General features: G+C 46.6%; 12 protein-coding genes. 3 read left to right on the top strand and 9 right to left on the bottom strand.

The features are described from left to right. Window positions 1–99: 99 nt before the first annotated feature. Window positions 100–1,143, bottom strand: coding sequence for an asparaginase (locus D7D25_RS01005; RefSeq protein WP_122967350.1), 1,044 nt, complete (start codon window positions 1,141–1,143; stop codon window positions 100–102). Window positions 1,144–1,528: 385 nt separating this feature from the next. On the opposite strand from D7D25_RS01005, the gene pgk reads away from it, so the two are divergent. Further along, window positions 1,529–2,788, top strand: coding sequence for a phosphoglycerate kinase (gene pgk, locus D7D25_RS01000; protein ID WP_122967105.1), 1,260 nt, complete (start codon window positions 1,529–1,531; stop codon window positions 2,786–2,788). Between the two features lie 163 nt (window positions 2,789–2,951). On the opposite strand, the gene D7D25_RS18665 is transcribed toward pgk, so the two are convergent. Beyond that, window positions 2,952–5,414 carry an HRDC domain-containing protein gene (locus D7D25_RS18665; RefSeq protein ID WP_122967104.1) on the bottom strand — a complete coding sequence of 821 codons (2,463 nt, stop codon included), beginning with the start codon at window positions 5,412–5,414 and terminating at the stop codon, window positions 2,952–2,954. Between the two features lie 514 nt (window positions 5,415–5,928). Here D7D25_RS18665 and pheT point away from each other — a divergent pair. Both pheT and D7D25_RS00975 read left to right on the top strand, forming a co-directional pair. Next, window positions 5,929–8,391 carry a phenylalanine--tRNA ligase subunit beta gene (pheT, locus tag D7D25_RS00985; protein WP_122967102.1) on the top strand — a complete coding sequence of 821 codons (2,463 nt, stop codon included), beginning with the start codon at window positions 5,929–5,931 and terminating at the stop codon, window positions 8,389–8,391. Between the two features lie 195 nt (window positions 8,392–8,586). After that, on the top strand, window positions 8,587–9,306 hold the full coding sequence (locus D7D25_RS00975; protein WP_122967100.1) for a YebC/PmpR family DNA-binding transcriptional regulator: 720 nt from the start codon (window positions 8,587–8,589) through the stop codon (window positions 9,304–9,306). A gap of 105 nt (window positions 9,307–9,411) precedes the next feature. On the opposite strand, the gene D7D25_RS00970 is transcribed toward D7D25_RS00975, so the two are convergent. The 7 genes from D7D25_RS00970 to meaB all read right to left on the bottom strand — a co-directional run bounded on the left by D7D25_RS00970 (window position 9,412) and on the right by meaB (window position 23,799). Then, window positions 9,412–11,652 carry a HEAT repeat domain-containing protein gene (locus D7D25_RS00970; RefSeq protein ID WP_148038819.1) on the bottom strand — a complete coding sequence of 747 codons (2,241 nt, stop codon included), beginning with the start codon at window positions 11,650–11,652 and terminating at the stop codon, window positions 9,412–9,414. A 10-nt stretch (window positions 11,653–11,662) separates the two neighbouring features. Continuing rightward, window positions 11,663–13,831 (bottom strand): HEAT repeat domain-containing protein, encoded by a 2,169-nt coding sequence (locus tag D7D25_RS00965; RefSeq protein WP_122967098.1) that lies wholly within the window; start codon window positions 13,829–13,831, stop codon window positions 11,663–11,665. Between the two features lie 10 nt (window positions 13,832–13,841). Further along, window positions 13,842–15,413 (bottom strand): DUF6850 family outer membrane beta-barrel protein, encoded by a 1,572-nt coding sequence (locus tag D7D25_RS00960; RefSeq protein WP_148038818.1) that lies wholly within the window; start codon window positions 15,411–15,413, stop codon window positions 13,842–13,844. A gap of 19 nt (window positions 15,414–15,432) precedes the next feature. Further along, complete coding sequence (locus D7D25_RS00955; RefSeq protein WP_122967096.1) at window positions 15,433–16,653, bottom strand: DUF4876 domain-containing protein; 1,221 nt, start codon at window positions 16,651–16,653, stop codon at window positions 15,433–15,435. 44 nt (window positions 16,654–16,697) lie between these two features. Beyond that, window positions 16,698–19,604, bottom strand: coding sequence for a TonB-dependent receptor (locus tag D7D25_RS00950; RefSeq protein WP_122967095.1), 2,907 nt, complete (start codon window positions 19,602–19,604; stop codon window positions 16,698–16,700). 232 nt (window positions 19,605–19,836) lie between these two features. Then, window positions 19,837–21,993: a hypothetical protein gene (locus tag D7D25_RS00945; RefSeq protein WP_122967094.1), complete on the bottom strand. Its 2,157-nt coding sequence runs from the start codon at window positions 21,991–21,993 to the stop codon at window positions 19,837–19,839. A gap of 717 nt (window positions 21,994–22,710) precedes the next feature. After that, window positions 22,711–23,799, bottom strand: a complete 1,089-nt coding sequence (gene meaB / locus D7D25_RS00940; RefSeq protein ID WP_122967349.1) for a methylmalonyl Co-A mutase-associated GTPase MeaB — start codon at window positions 23,797–23,799, stop codon at window positions 22,711–22,713. Window positions 23,800–23,868: the final 69 nt, after the last annotated feature.

Here is a 23,868-nt window from a genome sequence, read left to right as displayed (position 1 = left end):
GCATTGAATAAGTTTGGAGGTTCTTCTGCCTGTCAATTTCCGCCTCTTTCAGGATATGGTTCATTCCCTGGATAAGGTGTAACTTCGCCTGTTGACCTCCTATCTTCTCACCGTCAATTCACCACGGAGGGAGACCGCCATGAGGCGGTTCACTTCTTCGGGGGTTTTGCCTTCTCCGAACAATATCATCAGTTTGGCAAGAGCGGCCTCGGTGGTTATATCATATCCGCTCACCGCACCCAGTTTCTCAAGACGTTGGCCATTCTCATAGCGGTGCATTTCCACTCCACCGTAAAGGCATTGGGTGACATTCAAAATCACAATACCCCGACCTATCGCATCATGCAACAAGTCCGTAAACCATGGATAAATGGGAGAATTCCCTGTACCATAGGTTTCCAATACAACCCCTTTCAGGCCGGGAATTCCGAGATGTGCCCGCACCGACTCCCGGGAAATGCCGGGAAATAGTTTCAGGATCACCACATGGGAATCCATGGCATAATTGAAGTATACCGGCTTTTCGTAATCGGGCTTGAGGATGAATTGTTCATTGTACCGGATATCCAGGCCCGCCTCGGCCAGATAAGGATAGTTGGGACTGTTGAAAGCACTGAAGTGATCGGCATTGACCTTCGTAGTACGGTTTCCCCGCATCAGGAGGTTTTGCATATAAATACACAGTTCAGGAACGATAGGACGACCCGCGGCATCTTTATCAGCTGCGATTTCAAGCGCGGTAATCAGATTTTCTTTCCCGTCCGTCCGGAGTTTGCCGATAGGAAGCTGCGAACCGGTCAGGATCACCGGTTTGGTAAGGTTATCCAGCATTAATCCAAGTGCTGAGGCAGTATAGGCCATAGTATCAGTTCCATGAAGGATGACGAAACCGTCATATCTATCATAATGATCTTCAATGACATGAGTTATCTGTTGCCAAATAAACGGAGACATGTCTGACGAATCGATAGGAGGATCAAACAGGTAAGTTTCCACGTTGAAATTCAATCGTTTTATCTCCGGCATGTTAGAGCGAAGATGACTGAAATTAAATGGTTCTAATGCGCCTGATTCCGCATTCTCCACCATTCCAATAGTGCCTCCTGTATAAATAAGGAGTACATTCGCATTTCTATCGATCATATCGGTATCATTTTTATACAAAAATAGCAATTTGTAATTGAATGATTGTCGTTTTGACAGAAATTTAACGGTAATAACGGATCACACACCCTTCAAAAATTTACTTTTTCGTTTACCCAACCAAAAGGGAATACAATTTGTCTGACTTGGACGGCCGGATAATGTCGGAACGGCATGCAAACTCTCGTTCGACAACTATTGCGGCGTGTTGGCCGTGCATGAAAAAGCGGTACCTGCAACCCTCCGCGAAGTGGTGTTGAGGCACTCCTGAATTTTCCCTACAGCTATTATGGAAAAAATTCCACATTTTTTGTAACTTTGTGTTTTATTCGGCATTGCCGTAAGTGGGTTATTTCGCAAAACTTTTTATAAAATATACTGAACTATGCAAACAATGGACACTTTTAATTTTGCCGGTAAAAAGGCATTCGTGCGTGTGGACTTCAATGTTCCTCTCGATGAGAAATTCAATATCACCGACGACACACGTATCCGCGCCGCTATCCCCACGTTGAAAAAAATCCTGAAAGATGGTGGCAGCGTAATCATAGGATCACACCTGGGCAGACCGAAAGGCCCGACCGATAAATTTTCCCTCAAACATATCCTTCCCCGTGTGTCGGAACTGTTAGGGGTGGATGTGCAATTCGCCAACGACTGCATAGGTGAAGAAACTGAAGCCAAAGCCGCCGCTTTACGCCCCGGAGAAGCATTACTGCTCGAAAACCTTCGTTTTTATGCGGAGGAAGAAGGCAAACCGCGTCTGGCTGCGGATGCCACCGAAGAAGAAACTGCCAAAGCAAAAAAAGAGGTGAAAGAGTCACAAAAAGAATTCACCAAAAAATTGGCTTCTTATGCCGATGTGTATGTGAATGACGCTTTCGGGACCGCTCACCGGGCCCATGCCTCCACAGCGCTGATCGCCGACCATTTCGACGCGGATCATAAGTTATTCGGATACCTGTTACAAAACGAAATCACTGCCGTCGAAAAAGTGATGAATGAAACCCAACGTCCTTTCACAGCCATTATGGGCGGTTCCAAAGTATCTACCAAAATAGAGATTATCAAAAACCTGCTGGATAAGGTAGACAACCTGATCCTTGCCGGCGGAATGACCTATACTTTTGCCAAAGCATTCGGCGGTAAGATCGGCGGCTCCATCGTGGAGAACGATAAGTTGGATTTGGCAAAGGAGCTCGTGGAATTGGCAAAAGAAAAAGGCGTCAACCTGGTGTTGGCAACCGACGCAAAAATCGCGGACAGTTTCAGCAATGACGCGAAGACCGGTTTTGCATCCGTAAAAGAGATTCCCGACGGGTGGGAAGGCCTTGACATCGGCCCCGAATCGGAAAAAGCTTTCGCCGAAGTGATTAAAAACTCCAAAACGATCTTGTGGAACGGACCGGTGGGAGTATTCGAATTCGACAATTTCGACAAAGGCTCACGCGCTGTTGCCGATGCCATTGTGGATGCCACCAAAAAGGGAGCGTTCTCGCTGGTGGGAGGGGGCGACTCTGTAGCTTGTGTCAATAAATTCGAACAGGCAGATGAAGTATCGTATGTTTCTACCGGCGGCGGCGCGTTGCTTGAAATGATCGAAGGCAAAGTGCTTCCGGGAATCAAGGCGATAAGGGGATATTGATCTTCTCTGTTCACATAAAGATAATAAGGGCGGAACTCTCACACACAGGAGTTTCCACCCTTTGTTGTTTAAAATCCCTTTATGAGATTCTATAATTCCGTTTACACTGTTCGCATTTCCTTTTATGGGAAGCATAATCCCTTTTATGGGTTTAATAATTCCTCTACAGGAATGAAGAACTTTCGGAGGCATGACCCCGCTTATGTGCAAGGATCATCATAATCTCAGTATTCGAAAAATCAGGATGCAAGGTGTAATATACGGGATCGTCGGGTGAACCAGCCCTAAGTTTCTCTTCCGCCAGACGAAGCCGCTCCAGTGGAATAAAATCGGTAACGATCAGTTCGCCCGTCTCCACATATTTTGCCAGATGCGTACTGATAGTCGAAACTGCCAGATTCCGCTCTTCGGCTATCTCTTCGATCGTTTTTCCCGACCGGAACATTTCCAAACTCAAACGCCGGCTATCCCCTTTTCGTTTCTTCTCTTTCTTCTCTTTCCTTTCTTTCCTTTTTCTTTTGGATACTTCCTTCTCCGGCAGACAGGACTCCAGCCCGCGCCTCTCACAGTAATCTCTGATGACCGATAAGAAAATTGGTCCGTATTTTTCGACTTTGGCCGGTCCGAATCCGGTGATTTGAAGCAACTCTTTTTCATTTTGTGGCAAATATTCCGCCATCTCATAGAGCGTCTTACTTCCGGCCACCAAATAAATCGGTAAGTCCCGCGGACCACATATCTTATTCCGTTCCTCTATCAGCAGACGATATAGGGCGGGATGTGACAGGTCGGACTTTGCGGAGGCCGATGTAGCATAAGCATTTACACTAAAGGAAGGAAGCATAAAACTATTTTTCACCTCAAAGTAGGCCTCAATACTTGCATCGGATTTTAGTTCACCTACCAGATCCTGCTTCAAGGCCAGATCGGAGAAAATATCCTGGATCGCCTCGTTATACTCGGCAGCGTGTGCCCGGCTATCGGTCGTAGCAGGCGATTGTCGCAGATCGTCTATCAACAGATCCATCTTTTCCACAAAGAAATCACCGGCAGCGTTTAACCGGCTTCTTAAATAGTCTTCGTTTACAGGATACTGACCAAAGATCGAGTTCAATTGCATCTGAAATTTCGCTGCCACCCGCTCCATCTCCTCCAGTTGTTGCCGGATATTTTGTAAATAAGGTAATGTCTCCTCATTGAACGACTCTCCCCACTCCTTAATCTTCGACAACAATCGTGTGATTTGCGACAAGATACCCTCAAAATCGTAAACAGACAACAGAAGGTGGCAACGATATGCTTTGCGCGACTCTTCCAACTGGTTTTCAAGCACATCACTGCTCAGCTTATTCCTTTCATAGTCTATAATCTGACGGTCATTGCGAATACTATCCGGGTGTATCTTGCTCAAAAGTACGATACCTTCCAACGAACGGCACCGGCTCAATGCCACATATACCTGTCCCGATGCAAAAGCTTGTCCGGCATCGATCACCACTTTGTCAAAAGTAAGCCCCTGGCTTTTATGAATAGTGATAGCCCATGCCAGGCGTAAGGGGTACTGTATAAAACGCCCCAGTATGTTTTCTTCTATCTGTTTTGTATCCGGATTGGCAGAGTAACCGATATTTTCCCACATAGCGCGCTCCACTTCGATGTATTCATCTCCATCACAACACACAATAATACTGTCTCCCTCAATTTTATCGACAATACCCGTTTTTCCATTATAGAAACGTGCCGCCTCGGTATCATTTCTAAGGAACATCACCTTTGCGCCGGGTTTCAACTCCAGTACCGGCTCAGCAGGATAGTTCCTCTCGGAATACTCTCCCTCGATTTTGGCTGTGAACCTGCGAGTCTTACCCTCTAATTTATTCAACTCCCGACTGTTGATCTGATCCGCTTTGTAATTATGGGTGGTGAGGACAATATAATCATCCTCATACTTGGGTGTAAACTGCGGATCATATCGGTTTTCGAGCATCCGGAAACTCTCGGGAGAAAGACAATCGTTCCGGATCTCGTTCAACACCCGTATAAAATCGTTGTTTGTCTGACGATAAATTTTCTCAAATTCGATATAGACAGGCGAATCCTGCATAATCACCCGGCTATGGAAGAAATAGGGACTTTGATAATATCCCGATAGCAAGCGCCATTCCTCTTCTTTCGCTACCGGAGAGAGCTGGAACATATCACCAATAAAAACGACCTGCACACCACCGAAAAGCTGGTCTCCCCTGTATCGGAAATGACGCAGAGAGGTGTCAATCGCGTCCAGCAGATCGGCACGCACCATACTTATCTCATCGATCACCAGCAACTCCAGTTCTTGTAATACCCTCCGCCGATGTCCCCGCATTCTTGTCTGACTGATCAGTTGTTTCCTTCCCTCGGGGGTAGGAAGGAAAGGCGTAAGCGGTAATTGAAAAAAAGAATGGATCGTAGCACCACCGGCATTGATGGCTGCCACACCGGTAGGTGCAACCACCGCCATCTGCTTACCGGAAATCTCTTTCAGGCGATGCAGGAATGTAGTTTTTCCTGTTCCCGCTTTTCCGGTAATAAACAAATTCCGATTGGTCTGAAGCGCAAAGTCAAATGCTAATTGATTGTTGTCCATTCTCTTTAAAGATTAAATCGCTCTATCTTAATGCGATATAAAGTAACAACAAACAAAAAATAGGTTAAATACAGGATTCTCCCAAATTTCAAGACAGTCAATATGAGATGTTATTCAATTTATACCTACAAAAACACTATTTCTTCGTCAAATCACCCATTGACATCTTTGTCGTTGTCAATAAAACAATAAAATGATCCATTGCCCGTTACCGTTCATATCTCGATATGTCGATATCAGTAAATCTGCCAATTGTTCATTAATGGGTGCATCCGACCGCTTCGCAGGGAAAGGACTCCAATGTATGGTGGTATGGCATCCCAAATCCTGAATATCACAGATATTTGGCAATGGTTATCGCTTTTTTTTGTAATTTTGAGCTTTATTTCAAAAAGAATCAGGATTCCGGATTTTAACAGGTTGGTATTGACTTGGAATAGGCTGAAAAACAACCTATTATCAATCCGTATCTATCTGATTGAATCTGTGACAATCTTATGCAATATTATATAGAATGAACATTTCGTACAACTGGCTCAAAGAGTACCTTCAATTCGATCTGTCGCCACAAGAGACAGCCGACGCGCTCACCTCCATAGGACTGGAAACAGGCAGCGTGGAAGAAATACAAACCGTCAAAGGGGGTTTGGAAGGCCTCGTGATCGGTGAAGTGCTGACATGCGTATCGCACCCCAACTCGGACCATCTGCGCCTGACAACCGTAGATATCGGCCGCGGTGAAGAGCCATTGAAAATCGTCTGCGGAGCCCCCAACGTGGCTGCCGGCCAGAAAGTGGTGGTGGCCACCATCGGCACGAAATTGTATTCGGGTGATGATGTGTTCACGATAAAGCGTTCCAAGATCCGTGGCGAAGAGTCGTTCGGCATGATTTGCGCCGAGGATGAGATCGGGATCGGGACTTCGCACGACGGCATCATTGTACTGCCCGACGATGCGAAAGTAGGGACTCCGGCCAAAGAGTACTACAACATAAAGAGCGAGTATGTGCTGGAAGTGGATATTACCCCCAACCGCGTGGATGCCGCGTCGCATTACGGCGTGGCGCGCGATCTGGCGGCATGGCTGGAGCAGGCAGGCAAACCTTATAAGCTAACCAAACCGTCGGTAGAGGGATTTGCCGTGGATACCCAACAGGGAGGTATCGAGGTGATCGTGGAAAACAGGGAAGCCTGTCCACGCTATTCGGGACTGACTATCCGTGATGTGACAGTGAAAGATAGCCCCGACTGGCTGAAGAATAAATTATTGTTGATCGGACTTCGTCCCATCAACAATATCGTGGATATCACCAATTTCGTACTCCACGAGACCGGGCATCCGATGCACGCATTCGATGCCGCACATATCACCGGAAACGAAGTGGTGATACGCACCCTGCCCGAAAAGACCAAATTCATCACATTGGATGAAGAAGAACGGGAACTGAGCGGGAACGACCTGATGATCTGCAATTCGGAAGAGGGAATGTGTATTGCCGGCGTCTTCGGAGGGCTGAAGTCGGGCGTAACCGAAAAGACGACCGACATATTCCTGGAATCGGCCTATTTCAATCCCACATGGGTACGGAAAACGGCGCGCCGGCATGGGCTGAACACCGACTCTTCATTCCGCTTCGAACGGGGTGCCGACCCCGACAATACGGTATATGTCCTGAAAAGGGCAGCCATGCTGGTAAAGGAACTGGCGGGCGGCACAATAGAGGGCGACATTCGTGATATTTATCCAGTACCTGTCGAAAGAGCAGTGGCATACCTCTCTTATGACAAAACAAAGAAGCTGATAGGCAAAGAAATACCGAAAGAGACGGTCAAGCGCATTTTGAACAGTCTTGAAATTGAGATAGAAGATGAGACAGATGACCAACTCACCCTACGTATCCCCAGTTACCGCGTGGATGTGACGCGCGATGTGGATGTGGTTGAAGATATCCTCCGCATCTATGGATACAACAATGTGGAGACCAGCGACTCATTAAAGGCGAATCTTTCCATTCAAATGCCTGCCGACCGCAAGCAGAAATTGCAGACATTGATCTCTGAACAACTTACGGCAAACGGATTTAACGAGATATTGAATAACTCGCTTACTAAAAGAAATTATTATGAGAGCTTCGAAACTTATCCCGCCTCACACTGCGTACCGCTGCTAAATCCGCTAAGCAACGACCTCAACGTGATGCGACAGACATTACTTTTCGGGGGATTGGAAAGCATTGCTTACAACCGCAACCGCAAACATGGCGACCTGCGGTTCTACGAATTCGGCAACTGCTATTTCTTTGATGCCGCCAAAAAGAGCGAAGAAAATGTTCTTGCCCCATATTCCGAAGAATTTCATATCGCACTGTGGATATGCGGCAAACGCATCCATAAAAACTGGGCGGCAGCCGTTGAACAAAGTTCCGTCTTCGAGTTGAAAGCGCATCTGGAAAATATCCTGAAAAGAATGGGAATCGGTGGAAATCAGGTGTTCTTTGAAACAACTCGAAACGAGCTCCTTTCCGCCGCCATGAGTGTCAAAACGCATAAACGTATCATTGGTTTCTTTGGCATTGTTTCTCCGGCAATATGCAAAAAGTTCGATATCGACACGGAGGTGTTCTTCGCCGAGATCAATTGGGACATGCTGATGAAAGAATCCGAAAAACAATCGGTACGATTTTCCGAGATAGCCAGATTCCCCGCCGTAAGCAGAGACCTGGCATTGCTCATCGACAAAGAGGTCACCTTTGCCCAGATCCGCAAGATCGCCCTCAAGTCGGAAAAGAAACTGCTGAAACAGGTATCTCTCTTTGATGTCTATGAAGGAAAAAACCTGCCTGAAGGCAAAAAATCCTACGCGGTCAACTTCCTTTTACAGGACGAAGAAAAAACGCTCAACGATAAACAGATCGACCACGTAATGCAAAGCATCCAAAAGAGCCTGGAAGAGGAATTGGGGGCTCAGTTGAGATAGGACGGGGGAATAGAATGAAGAATGAAGAATGAAGAATGAAGAATGAAGAATGAAGAGGGAAGAATGAAGAGGGAAGAATGAAGAATGAAGAGGGAAGAATGAAAAGTGAAAATTTCTGGTAAATTGGCAATTGATAATTGGCAATTAGAATTATAGATGGCTGATTAATACTATTAGATAAAGGATATAAACAGTATGGGAAGAGCATTTGAGTATAGAAAAGCGACCAAGCTGAAACGCTGGGGTAATATGGCCCGGGTATTCACGAAATTAGGGAAACAGATTACTATTGCCGCCCGTGAAGGAGGGCCTGATGCCGATACCAACCCCCGCTTACGTGTGTTGATACAGCAGGCGAAGAAAGAGAATATGCCGAAAGACAACGTGGAGCGCGCCATCAAAAAGGCGACCGACAAAGATCACTCCGATTATAAGGAAGTGGTCTATGAGGGGTACGGACCCTACGGCATCGCCATCGTAGTGGAAACAGCGACCGACAACCCCACCCGTACCGTAGCGAACGTCCGCAGCTATTTCAACAAACATGGGGGTTCATTGGGTACTTCCGGCAGCTTGGAATTTTTATTCGACCATAAGTGTGTGTTCAAAATTGCACCCAAAGAGGGTATTTCGTTGGAAGAACTGGAACTGGAACTGATCGATTACGGAGTGGATGAAGTAGAAGTGGAAGAAGATGATATCCTGCTCTATGGCGATTTCAAATCCTATTCCGATATCCAGAGCTATCTGGAAGAGAATGGTTTTGAGATCCATTCAGCCGAGTTTGAGCGTATTCCGCGCGACATCAAAAAACTCAACGAGGAGCAACGCGCCCAGATCGAAAAACTGCTGGAAAAATTTGAAGAGGACGAAGACGTTCAAAACGTCTTCCATAATATGGCGGAAGGGGAATGAGTGTTATGATCCTTCACAAGGGAACGGAGATAATCGAGATCGAGAGGATGATTTCTGAGGGAAGATTTCCAGTTAAAATAGTTTCATTAAAATTCCACCCGGGTACTACTTCAACCTGAGAATACTCTGACCTATCTTATCCCGCAGTTTTTTGGGAGTCTGTTTGTCTTTTCGGATAGTTTTCAGCGCCTCCACTATCTGCTCTCGTTTCACACTCCAACGGAACCATCCCAATGCTTCCGCAAGGACAACCCTTACCTCCGTATCGTCGCTGTCGTCTTTTAAAATCTCTAATAATTGGGTGACCTGCAAATGGTTATTATGGTTTCTCAGAAAACGGATGGCGGAAATTCTGTCCGATTGCTCCGCGGTTTTGTCCTGGATCACTGTCAACAACTTGTCGTTTCTGGCTTTTTGTGCCGAAAAGTAAGATATAGCCTGCGCAGCCGCGTCCGAAGGGTTTTGCAGATGGGAAGCGGCAGCCTGGCGGGTTATCTCACTGCTGATCTTCTCCAGATCGAACATCGGAAGGGAATTCCGGGCTGCATACTGTACCCGTTGGCTTTCATTTGAAAAGAGGAGTGTTTGCACCAACGGCCCGATCAGTTCCTCATCACCCGAATAACCGGCGAATCTCGCCCCATTCCTTCGTATCAACTCATACGGATCATCCAGGGCAAGGAGAAGGGCTTGCGTCAGGTTCCTGCCGGAAGAGTAAATGATCCGCTGTAAAGCCTGCATCCTCACACTGTAAAAAGGACTCTCCTTCAAATAGCGCAATAAAATATCATCATAATTCCCAGGCTTGTTTGTGGAGAGCTGCTTCAATGCGATGGCCTGACAGTTGGGATTGCCGCTCTTCAGGTATTCCAACCAAATTTTGTTATTCCCCTTATTCAGTGCCAGGTTTCTGTTCAGGACAGCCGCTTCCCGGCTACGATCTCCGGCAGCTGATCCCGGGGTAAGCCGGAAGGTGGGATCACCGATAAGATGAGATTCCAGGAACTGGAACTCTTTTTGCCAAAATCCGATCCTCGCTCCTTCCGCGATCATACCTATCAGTTCCATTGACCATTTGTCCTGCAACACGTTGACCGTATTACCCTGGGCAACCACTGTGTTACCATCCGAAAAAATATGGTAACCTGCCACATAACCGGGTTGATGGAAAGAACCGTTATAACATGCATCGAAAATAGTGATCCGCGGCTGGGGTTTAAGATTCCGTAAATCGGAAAGCGCAATATTGATATCGGCAGAGAAAATCGAATCATTCACTCTGGTGCTGTCAATCAACTTCCCACTATAAAAATCGGGAGAGAGATTATATTCCCTGATAGTGGTTTCCGCAAAAGACTCTCCGCGCTCACCGGTATATCTCCGGTATCTGTTTCGCAGGGATATGGAAAGAACTTCCATGGGACCGTAAATTCCCTCCTTGCGCATGCCAATGGCATTGGGAGCCGGATAATCCCCGTTTATATACTGGATGTCAAATGCACCATGTTCATGGAAAACAAACAGGTCAGTACCGGGCATTTGCAACCTTTCAAAAAGGTTGTATTTCATGAAGGGATCCTGCCGGAAGTTATAGAACGCATTTCCGCGGGAGGAGCGAAACGCTTCGGGAAACTGCTCTTTAAGAACAAATTGCTGATTGTGCCATACGGTCAAACAGTCCGAATTATATCCGTGCCCGTTAAAAAATTTGATATTATCGGCATAATTCACCTCTTTATGGGCTTCTACCACTTTACGAAGGTATTTTCTGAGCAACTCGTACACATCCGTTCCCATATCTGAAGGGGGTAACATCCTGGCCGAATAAAAATCACTTTCTATCACCTGGGGGGAGTCTTCCCTAAGCCGATAATAGAAGTGGCGGGGATTTTTTTCGTCCACACTGAGAAACTCGAACCTCAGGTCGAGGTCATCATAAAAACGGTCGCTGGTAACAGAAGACTCCTCAATAGGAAAGGTTTCTTCATTCATCTTAAAGGCGGTAGTAGCGTGTTGGAAATTCCTGACACGTACCACCGGAATATCGCCGATAAAGACGGCTCCCTCCATCACCGGTTTTTTCCTGTATACCTTCTCAATTTCACGCCTTAGATCATCAGGAGATTTCCAGTCACCCACCATGACTACCACTCCAAGCCCCTGTTCTTCCAGCACATTTTTATATGCCATTACCTCAGCAGAAGCCTGCTCAAAACTCTTGGAGTCGATCACTATGAGGAATCTGGTATCGAACTTTCCACCCGCGGGGATGACGCGCTCTGCCGCCGGGAGCAAAAAGAGACTGCATTGCAGTATACAACATAAAAAAATAGCAATTTTTTTCATCTCACGGGTTTTATCGCATATAGACCTCAATCCTGGCTATGCTTTTGAGCAATTCGCCTTTCAGCGCTTCCGGAGTCTGCGGCATGGCAGCCACGGCCTTGAGAACTTCAACTATGTAATCGCGTTTATAAGAGAGAGAGAACCATCCCAATGCCTCGGCAAGAGCCATCCTCAGAGAGACCTCTTCGTTGTCGTCGGCAATAACCTTAAGATAATCCTCTACCCGGTTATGATAGGTATAGTTTCGTAACATTTTCACAGCGGAGAGTCTTGTTTTCAACGGCTTCTCCTTGTTGACCGCATCATCCGCCATCACGGCAATCCTCTTCCGGGAATCGATCCTGCCCTTGAACTCTTTCCAGACACGTTCCTTGTCGGAATAGGAGGTATTCTCTTCCAGTTGTCTTTTCACTTCCGCTTCCAGTTTGTCCATATCCACCAGATCGAACGTGAAGATGGAATTGAAATGAACCCTCTCATCCAGATAATCATTAAGATAAACCGATGCCAGAGAGGGGATAAAACGATCGGAACCGATTCTACCCATCGAGAAAACAGACTTGCGGCGAATGAACTCGTAAGGGTCGTGGATGGAACTTTCTATCAGTTCGGCAAAATCATTCCCGCTATAATGTTGCAGCAAATCATATACCTGCCATCTGACAGCATGCCATGGAGATTGACGATAGGTGGAAACCAGCAGCTCCGGCATTTCCCCATATTCCAAATGGAACAACTTACGCAACGCCAGCCCTTTCAGGTCAGGATGATCCTCTCTTTCATACACCGACAGCCAATATGCGGTATCGGCACAGTGGAGATCGATTTGTGAAGCTTTCTCTCCGGAAAAGCGGAAAGTAGGATCCCCGATAATATGTGACTCCAGGATATTGATCTCCCTGGCCCACTCTCCCACACGGAAACCCAGCCCGAGCATCCCCATCAGATCGGATGAACTTTTGTCCTGCAATACATTGACACTGTTTCCGAAAGTCACCAGGGTCTTTCCTCCGCCAAAAATATACTCTCCCGCGATATAACGATCCTCACGGAAGTCTCCGTTATAACAAGCATCGAAGATCACCATCCTGGCATTGGGTGCAATCAAGGGAATATCATCCAGAACGATACCGGTACGAAGATCCATCAGGGAATCCTCCTCTATTTTCTCGATGGAAAAAGCATCCGCAAACCATACCGAGTCTATCCGATAGTGGTACATCCACTCTTCCATGGCCTTGGTCCTCTCTTCAGGACTTTTTATTCTTTTGAGCGACTGACGGAAAACACGTCTAGCCGCATCCCGGTACTCTTCCGTTCCTTTACTGTGAGGCGTCGCTGTGAGATACTGCCTGTCAGGGGTGCCATGCTCATGGAAAAACATGAGATCCATCTCCTCACGCCTTAACTCTTCCACCACCAACTCTTTCATAAAGGGATACATCGCGAAAAAGAGGAATTTCGCGGAATTCTTATCCCTGAATGCCTGGGGAAACTGCTCTTTCATCAGAAATCCCTGGTCTCTCCAAGCGGTCATACTGTTTGAAAAAGACCCCTCACCGGTGTAGGAGGTAATGACATCTAACACATTCTCCTTCTTTCTCTCTACCCGCAGCTTCGTGAAATAAGCCCTGATCTGCCGGTAACCTTCCTCTCCCTGGAGGGTTGGTTTCAGCCTGCCGGTATAGATATCGCTTTTGATAAACTGCGGTGAACCGGCATTCAGAGAATAGTAATGAAATAGCGGATCATCCTCTTTCTGCCCAAGATAATCGAATTGCAAGTCGAAATCATCATAAAACCTGTCGGACGGCACCGAAGATTCTCTAAAAGGAAACCGTTCCTGGTCCATCTTAAAGGCAGAAGTAAGATGTTGGGCATCCCGTATCATCGGGATCGGGATATCACCGATGAAAAGAGCGCCTTCAAGCGACTGGTTCCGGTACATCCCGTACAGGATATTTTTCACCTCCTCAGGATTCCGCCATTCCCGACAAACGATATACGAGGAGAATCCCTCCCTTTCCAGCATGGATTTGTATTGGTCTATCTCTGGTTTACAGGCATTATATGTCTGCTGATCGACCACGATTGCAAATCCCTTCCCTGCGGCAAACAGGGAGAGAGGAAGAAAAAACGCACCGGCTATAATTAAAAATATCTTTTTACTTACGCTCATTCAATAGCATTTAGAATGTAAGACCCACTCCCAGATCAGCTATCAACCTGTCACCCTCACCTTCTGACGGTTTATAGTAATTGGCAGCCAATTTCACGAAAACCCCCGTTGATTTCTGATTGTCAATGCCCGTAAAATAACTGACAAATCCACCGAACTTATAAAAATTCTGTTTCAGGTATTCAAAATCGGGTGTCATCAATTGGGTGATCACCATTGATTGCGGATCCACACCCCCATACCGGTAATCCCCCTCGAGATGGTTCTTATAGGCAAAATCGGCACCCAGCGTCCAGGTACCCGAACGGCCGGCTTCCATATTTACTTTGCCGTTCACACCCATATAAAGATTCTTGATGATCCTCCGTGACTCAGGCATAATATAGAGGTCATCGTTGGCGCGATAGCTGGCAAACAAACCGGTCTTCCATTTATATTCATGGCCGGTTCCTTTATAGAAATCATAAGAGAGCCGGATATCATCCTGGTTGTAAGTAGAGCGGATGCTGCTATAGACATCCACCCATTGCTGCACCTCAAAACTGTTATCCAGGACTTGCACGAATTCTATGGCATCCATCCGGTTACTCCTGACAGACAGGTCGATGCGGTTCAGATTCATTCCTTCATGTACCAAAGCAACGTTAGCGTAAAGGGTCTTCTCTTTGATGGCACCCTCTTTTCTCGGTTTGGTGATATCCCTTATCACGTCTTCCACGCGGTAGGTGTATCCACCATAAGCGAAAAGACGAAGTGCCGGAAAATGGTAGGTGTACTGCAGTTCACCCCCCACTTTGTTGGCATGATACATAAACCCTCCCAATGACTGCAAACCTCCGATCACTGCCGTATAATGATTCCCCAGGCCCTTCATCACGAACACGTCCTGGTGCATCTGGCTGTTGCTATTGGTATGCCTGGTTTCCTGGATCATGTTCTCATACTCGAAGTTCAAACCCACTTCCTGATTGTGCAAAAGAGCCACTATCCCAGGCTTCACATTGATGGTGTAATAGTAGATCTCCGACCGGGGGTCGACCTGTTTGGCGCCCGTATGGGTGTTGTATGCCGCTTGCATACCGAGAAGATACCTGTCGAAAAACGGTTTCGACGACACCTTCATCTCCAGATTGTAATCCTGTTTTTTCCAATCACTGCTATTGGGATCAACCGGAAAGAATGGTATCCCCCTGTAGGGATCAAGCATGGCCGTGTTGAATTTCGAGTCGCGGGTAGTAGTGTTATGGTAGGAGAACCGGCCCCAGGCATAAGCTTTACCTAGTCGCCGTCCACCTTCGGTATCCACCATCAGCGTACTCTCTTTGGCTCCCTCCTGCACTCTTTTAAAATCTCCGTTCACCATCTGATATGCCGCTCCAAGCGAGCCGAAGTCGCCTAAATGGTCCAGCGCCACACCGGCACCGTTGCCGGTATTCAACCATGTCGCCCTGGCTTTCCGCAATTCGATGGAAGCCGGAGAAGCAAGCGTTCCCTGCTCCTGTGCCGGAGCATACTGTGTGAGTTGAAAGGCTAAGACAATTGCCAAACCTCCTTTCATATATCTATTATTTCCTCTATTCATAATTATCTCCTGTTAAGCTCTATTTCCATGTATTCCAGGATGGTGCTTTCGCATCGTATCTCCTGATAACCGGCGGATCCATCACTTCAAAATCGTCGGTGCTGTTATTGGTGTCCTGCAGAACAACCCTTCCGTCGGGCAAAGTTTCCTTCACTTTTCTGGCCACACTTTTACCCAGATAAGTTCCATCCACCGTCGCAGCTCCGGCATCAAGCACAGCCGGCACACGTTTGAGTTGCATCTGGTTGGGATTACCTACATTCTCTAACGCATCCACCACCACATCGATGGGTATCCGGTAACTTTTGGCGGTAGAGCCTTCAGGACTCACGGTTTCGGTAGGGCTGTTAGGATCGATGGGGTTAGGAGGAAAGAAAATAACAAATGCCCCTCCGAAGACGGTAGTCAACCATTGAGCCGTAGGCGAAGGCCAAAAAGCCATGGTCATATTAATGGCCGGATTGTCTTGTATCAGCGAAGTGGTCTTGACAAATGTCTCAAACTCGGCGCTCAACAGATTCACCGGTGAGCCGGGATTCAAATTATCTTTTTTATGGTTATCTGCCATCTGCGCGATAATGATCGACTCCCCGGGTTGTAACGGATAATCCTTATCGTCTGGCACCTGCCATATCTGCAGGGCATATACATATTTATCCGCATCCGGGCCGGGCCATACCGGCAGATTTGCCGTGGCTGTCAGAGGGTTCAGGAGCGCTATGGCAAGTCCTCTTACATTTTGCCCGGTCTCACTGTTATTGTAGATCTCATAGAACTGGTCCCGGAAATAAGATCCACCGGATGGCGTGCGTGATCCGCAGTAATAGACCTCTTTGAAGACAAGCGCTCCTGAACGGGATGCGCCCACATTCACATTTATCCGCTTCTTGTCGGTCACAATATCCACATTCACAACATTACCGTTATAATTATAGGTAAAACCATCCTCATTCTTCTCGGCACTTACAGTAACGGTATAGATACCGGGAATAATTTCGTCTATCCTAATATCCCCTTCGGGGGATACAGCAGTGACAAGTTCATATCTTTCCGCAAAATTCGTCAGCCTTACCCTCACAATGTCCGGCATAGGCGCTCCCTGAAGGTCATACGAAATATCAATCGTCGCGCTCAACAACTCCACCCGCTTCACCCCCGAAACATCTCGAAACTGCTCACAGGAGACAGCCACAAAGATGCACAGGAGAAGCATCGCATATATATATCTTAAGTTCTTCATATGATTATTTTTTTAAACCACCCTGTCCCAAACAGCAGGGATACTTATTTTAATTTCATGGCAAGCTCAAAGCCGAAATACATGGGAATATTGAGCCTGATAAATGAACCGGGCGAACGCTTGGTTTCATATAACGGCCTGCGGTTAAACATATTATTCACATAAAACGAAGCCTTCAGGTTCTCCCCTATCTCTTTTGTCAGATGGAAGTTAAGCAGGACTACAGGAAAATAGGACTCCATCACATGCCGGGTGGAACTCCGGGTTTCAAACAAATAGGAAAACTCATCCGGATTTGCTTGCAGGACGTCGTCATTGAAAGGTTTCACCTTACCGTCCAACCTTGAGATATAAGCAACGAAAGTGGTGTCATTGCCATACTCATTCCAGTACTTGTTTAACCAACTGACCTGGGCAGTGGTGGTCAGCACAAATCCGATAGAAGGAATATTATGAGTGGCTCTCAGCGTAGTGGTCAGACGTTCCCTTTCCAGCCTCTCCACTCCTTTTTCATAGATACCTATATTCCTCTCCAGTTCATTACGATTCTTCTGGTTACTGAAGCTATGCCCGTCATTCCAGTCGGTAGAACGCATATAGGCTCCGTTCAGCACAAAAGAGGTGCGTATGGCGTTGATGCGGCCGAAATCGAAATCGAACTCCACCCCCCTGTTATGCGATCTGGCATCATTTAAAGGGGTTGCAAAGGAAACGAAGATATTATGTTTTCCATTCTCCTTCTCACGTAACGTCGGGATTGCTCCCGGGTTGTGGACCGCCTCTTCGTATTCGGTATACTCCAGCCATCGGTAGGAGTCGATAGTCCTTCCCAACCTGTACCCGTTCTTTAACTGCTCATCGTATGCCGTTACGGAAAAACGCATTTTATTGATCCTTACATCAAATCCCACCTCCTTCTTATGATTGGTTGCTATCTTGAGATCTTTGTTCCGCGTATTAAACACCCTTGTGGATGCCAAAAGAAGTTGTTCATTTTCGGGCACAGAAGAAGAATTCAATGTGTTAAAATGGACAAAGTCAAAATAAGTCTCCTCAGGATAGAGATATAACACAGTCGGCGCTTTGGCTGTTACCCCGATTCCTCCTCTCAGCCACAATTTATCGGGCAGCACCTCAAAGGCAAAGTTGGTACGGGGTGAAAAAACACTTTTGGCGTTTATATTATCATACCTCAGCCCCGCCTGCACGCTCAACTCCCGCGTGGCCACTCTCCACAAGAGGTTGTCTTCAGCATATAGCGAGAACTGATTCACGAAAGGTATGGAGGAATACTTCCGGGGTCTGGGAGAAGAGTTTGTTTTCGAACTCAGATTTCTATAAGGGGGATTGTTCAAGTCATATACCTTTCCATCACCGAGGTTTCCATCGGTTTTAAAGTTCACCCCTGTCAATATCCTATTGGTGACCTTCCCTACTCTCTTTGAGAAAGAAGCATTGATATTGGCAAACAAATTGACCTCCTTGCCGTAGATATCATACCTGCTCATATATTCGTTGGGAAGATAGGTGGCAATCAGCCCGCTCTCGTTCGATGGGATATGGGTCAATTCTTTTCCATCGGCATCGTACACCTTCTGACCGGGCCTGTTGCTCAGCACGGCCCCATCGGTATTGGACATTGAATAGGCGGAAAAGGCATTGCCGAGAAGTTCTTTGCTAAAAGAATGTTTATCCCGGTAACTACCCGAAAGGGCATATTTCACGTTTCTCAGCCAAGCTTTATTGAGGTTCCATGTTCCATTGGTATTGAACCTTACCCCCACATCCCTGGCCCCGGTTTCCAATTGGTTCCGCTGGTCGTCGGGATTCATCTCCCGGGTATCCTTGCCTAAGGAAAAATCAAAAGAAGTGTTGCTGAAAAGTTGTCTCCCGAACCGGTTGGAATACATTGCCCGCGCGGTGGCGCGTTGATAATAGGCGTAGGCCTGGGTAGCATCCGAAATGCCATACGCATAATCACCGCTCAGATTCAAATTTCCTTTTCCTTCACCCAGACTTATCCCTTTGCTTACCGAAGCCTGGTAAATCTTGGGATCTGTTTTGAGCCGTATCGTCAGCGGTTCACGCCCCGCCTTGGATCTTATGATAACCGCTCCCGAGGTGAGGTCGCCATGCTCTACCGAGGGAATACCCCGGATCACTTCGATCGATTCGATATTATCCGTGGAGAGTGAACGCACATCCAACCCTGAGTTGGGTGAAGATCCTCCGCCGACCGAACCTCCACCACCGCTAATAGAGGGAGACAGGGTTTGCAGGTTCGCGTTGTTCGACAAAGGAGCTCCATCAATCACGATCGCAGTTCCCATGCTATTCATATTGGCCGCGTCAGTAGGTATGGGGATATTCGCGTTCAAACGATCCGCACCCAGACTTCTGATGGTAAATGTCTTGGCTGTGGCAAGTCCGCTTTCAGGAGAGACGACCCCTCCCGGCAGGAGTTGCATAATATCTCTCAGGGAAGTGACCTGAAGGTGATCCATCGCCTGCCTTGAGATGGAGGAAGAAGTGGCTTTTCCCGCTTTGCTCTCCCGGGCTACTATCGTGACCTCGGCAAGCCTGAAGGTCCTTTCTTTCATCTTGAAAGTCATTTCAGTAACTCCCGATGCGATCGTGAAGGTAGTGTCGATTGTTTCCATACCCAGGAAATCGACCTTCACATTGATACGCCCCGGGGACAATTGGTCGAACTGAAACTCACCCCTGCTATCAGTGACTGTCGCCAGTCCCGTTGGCAAGAGTTGCACGGTCGCAAATTCAATCGGCGCATATCCATTCCCGGTCTCCACCACTTTACCTCTCAACGTGGTGGAAGCGGATTGGCCATATCCCTTAACCGATCCCAACGTCAGCGCTATTATCAAAATTAATACCCGCGACAATAATTTCCCGGGTGGGAGTCCCGGATTCACTATTCCGTGTCTATCCATAATTTATAACTATATTAAGAAACTGTTTTGAATTTTACGAGTAATTATTTCACGCTTGTTTTTCCACTCTTTCCTATTGTTTTTTGCCCTTTTTCGCGACTTTGAACTTTCATTTCATTTAAGTGGCCCGCCACATTTCAATCAATGAAAATCCAAATCCATCAAAAAACAGCTAAAAAACAATGGATGAAAAAATTCAAAACAACTTCTAAAATAAAATTAGCTAAAACATTCAATCTGTCAATCTCCTTATGGTCCGCAACAACTCATTCTTCACCGCTTCATCGCTCTCGGTGGCAGCCTGCGCTTTACAAAAAGCCACAATATCATCCCTTTTCCAAGAATGGGTAAACCACCCCAATGCCTCCGCCAGAAGAAATTTCAGATCATTATCCTCGGATTCTTTCATAAAACGGAACAAATGATCGAGGCAGGTTACATTATTGGAGTTTCTGAGCGCGGTGATCGTAAAACGTTTGTTACGGGATTCAACCGCCGGATCAAGCAGTTTTTCAAAATCAGCTTGAGTGCCGGAGAGTGAACTCTCCAGCTTTTCTCTCTCTTGGGCTTTCCGTTCGTACCATATCCCTTCTTTTCCTTTCAATTCGGCATCATACGCGGCAAGGACTGCCTCCCGGGGATAGACATCCGTCGCGCCCTTGATCTGAAAGTCAACCCTTTTGCTTATCCCCGGCGACAAGCGCAGTTTAATAATGTCCTCTAAGAGAAGGGGTGACTGGTTGTCCGCCGCGTCCCTGGCAGCAAACCGGCGTATCAACTCATAGCTGTCATACAATCCGGCTTTGATGGATGGAACAATCATCTCGTTGTATTTTTTATGGATCAGGAAATAAGCCATTAACCGCACGGTAGGTTTGAGATTGTCCGTCTGAATCCGGTAGAGCTCCTCATATGAAATTCTCCCATTATGAAAGAGCATCTTTATGGCCAATGCTTCCACCTCAGGATTATTATCTTTCAAAAGCCCCTTCCAGAATTTGACATCATTCCTTCTATGTGCCATGGCTTCATTCAATCCATTCAGGTCACTCCTATGGCTCACATACCGGTAGGTAGGGTCACCGATAAGATGTGACTCCAGGGTAAAGAGTTCCTTTGCCCAGTTGCCCACACTCACACCAAGATCCAGAAGTCCTATAAGCTGATAGGGCCATATATCCTGAAGAGAATTGACGGAATTGGCTTTCACCACGACGGTGTGTCCGGGGTTAAAGATATAATGCCCGCTGATATAGTCATCCAGATGGAATGAACCGTTAAAGCATGCGTCCAGCATCACAAAACGGGCGCCTGACTTATAATCTTTCAAGTCTTCAATATGTATGTCCAGTGAAGCGTCCATCAGACTATCGCGCGTTACAACCTCGGGGTGAAACACATCGTCTATCCATGATTCCGGGATATTATAATTATCTATATAATACTGCTTCGCGGCCAGGGAGTCTTTGGCACTTCGAATTTTCCCCCTGAAAAACTTCCTGGACATTTCCAACCACGCGCTGGCCGTGCTGCTAACAGGACTGCCATTCAGGAGTTGCGCATCGTCCGCGCCATGATGATGCAGCATAGCCAAATCAAGATCCTCCCTCCCCATCTCGGCCATCAGTCGGTGTTTCACATAATCGTCATAACTATGGTCAATATAGTTCAGTGCCCCCTTCCCATTTGCCAGGTCGACAAACTGAGATGTGAGCGCTATCCTCTCATCCGCTCTGGAAACCATGCAATTGGAATTATAGCCGTGACCGGTAAAATAGGTGATATTGGATATTTTCCTGGCAGCTTGCTTCTCCCGCACAACCTTTTCCAGATAGTTGTCAATCAACTCAAATCGGGTTTGACCATCGTACACGGGGGGTTTAATCCTCGCGCTGTAGATCTCGCTGTATACCGACTGTGCCCCCTCGGCAGACAGATTATAGTAATGATACAGCTCGTTGACACTATCCTTCTTAAGATAATCGAACTTCAAATCAAAATCATCATAAAATCTGTCGGACGGAACCGAAGATTGATCCCATGGCCTGCGTTGATCCATTTTGAATGCTGTGGTAAGATGTTGACCATTCCTAATCATGGGTACCGGTATGTTTCCTATAAATACCGCACCTTCAAGATTATCGGACCGATACAACCTATACAACTCTTCCCTGATGGAATCGGGGATATTCCAGCAGTCCACAATAACATGTGTCCTGAGACCATCAGCCTCCACAGAAGCGGCATATTTGTGGATGGAAGGCTCACAATTTTCCATCACCTCTTTATCCACGACAATAGCAAAACTTCCTGCTTTTTTTCCCGCAAATACGCATATTCCGGAGAAAGTGAAAAGCAATAAAACAATTAAAGTAAAACGAATTTTCATTTGATATAATTTAACCTAAAAGAGCAATCCCTTTTCAATAGAAAATACTGAACAAACCAGATAAAAATAGACAAAAATGATAACCCAACCCCTTGCTTGCTGTTTTAACAAAAAGCGTAAAGGAATATCGACGCGACAATATAATTATACTCGGTTCAAGAAGATGTATCCCCAAAAAAGACACTATCTCTTTTCCAACCATTCACCCAAACAACAAAATGACAGAAACTTCGCAAATTTAATTAAATTTTCCATTTTCATCAAGCTCTTACTAACAATATGAAACCGAAATGTTTAAAATAATCATTAAACGCCCGAAGGGAATGATTGTTTCCGTTAAGCTAAGAAACTGTTTTGAATTTTACGAGTAATTATTTTATCAGGTCTGCAAAATTAATAACGTCAATCCACACACACAATCCCCATAAGTAATCATTATTCACACAGAGCATCCCCTTTTATAGGGATATTTCATGATAGGGCAAGCGTAAAAAAATTGGAATGACTCATCATTCTTTCAGGAGGGATTATTTTTCGTTGTGTTCTCCGGTGATTGACCTAGGAATGGAAATTGAGGTTAGTGAAGTAGCGCACAGCGGAATCGAACCGCTATTCATTGCCTGAGAAACAATTTTCCTAACCGTTAGAAGAGTGCGCCGTGTAGACAATGACACAAAAATAAGAAAAAAATTTATACGTTATTCATTGGGCTGGATTTTATTTTCGCGAAAAATATTTGTCGAGTGCTTCCCGGGCGGCAATAAAAGAACTTTTACGATTACTGAGGACATCGCCCTCCAGTCTTCGCAATAAGGCGGTAATTTCAGGGTCACGGTAGAAGCTGTTGCGTAACTGCTCGTTAATGGTCTCGTACATCCAGTATTTGGCCTGTTGTTGCCGTTTACGGTCGAAATAACCGTTTTCCTTCACAAAATCGATATAGTTGTGCACCATCTCCCATACCTCAGTGATGCCGAGCTTATAATATCCGGAATAGGTCAACACTTTAGGCAGCCAGCCCGAGTCCGGAAGCGGGAAAAGGTGCAGCGCATTGCTGAAATGACGCTGGGCCATCTTCGCCTTTTCGATGTTATCCCCGTCAGCTTTATTAATCACAATGCCGTCGGCCATCTCCATGATCCCGCGTTTGATCCCCTGCAACTCGTCACCTGTACCGGCAAGCTGGATCAGTAAAAAAAAATCGACCATGGAATGGACTGCCGTCTCCGACTGCCCTACCCCTACGGTTTCCACAAAGACGTAATCGAATCCGGCCGCTTCACAGAGGACAATGGTCTCGCGTGTCTTGCGCGCCACACCTCCCAGGGATCCCGCGGAAGGAGAAGGACGGATAAAAGCATCCTGCTCTACAGAGAGTTTCTCCATCCGCGTCTTATCTCCAAGGATACTCCCTTTCGACCGCTCACTCGAAGGGTCGATCGCCAATACCGCTAATTTGTGGCCTTCCCGCAAAAGATGCATCCCGAACGCATCGATAGAGGTGCTTTTCCCGGCTCCGGGAACGCCCGTAATACCCACACGGATTGAATTACCGGCATAGGGGAGACACTGTTCAATAATAGCCTGCGCTTTCTCCTGATGTTCGGGTCGCGAACTCTCCACCAGTGTCACAGCCTGACTAAGCACCACCCTGTTGCCCGACAAGATACCCTCCGCATATTCCGCCACAGAACGCTCATGCTCTTTTGTCCTTTTCTGTAAATAAGGATTCACACTGGGTGGGCGAGCCACACCTTTATTGACAATCAGTCCTTTATATCTCGGATCATTCTCGGGATGTTCCATCATAGTGCAAGCAAATTAAAAACCGAATGAACTCCTGCAAAGATAGGTCATTCGGTTTGTATTATCAAT

It is taken from the genome of Proteiniphilum sp. X52 (assembly GCF_003712195.1).
Taxonomy (GTDB): Bacteria; Bacteroidota; Bacteroidia; order Bacteroidales; family Dysgonomonadaceae; genus Proteiniphilum.
Note: the sequence above shows the minus strand (reverse complement) of the source record. Positions and strands in the feature narration are given on the sequence as shown.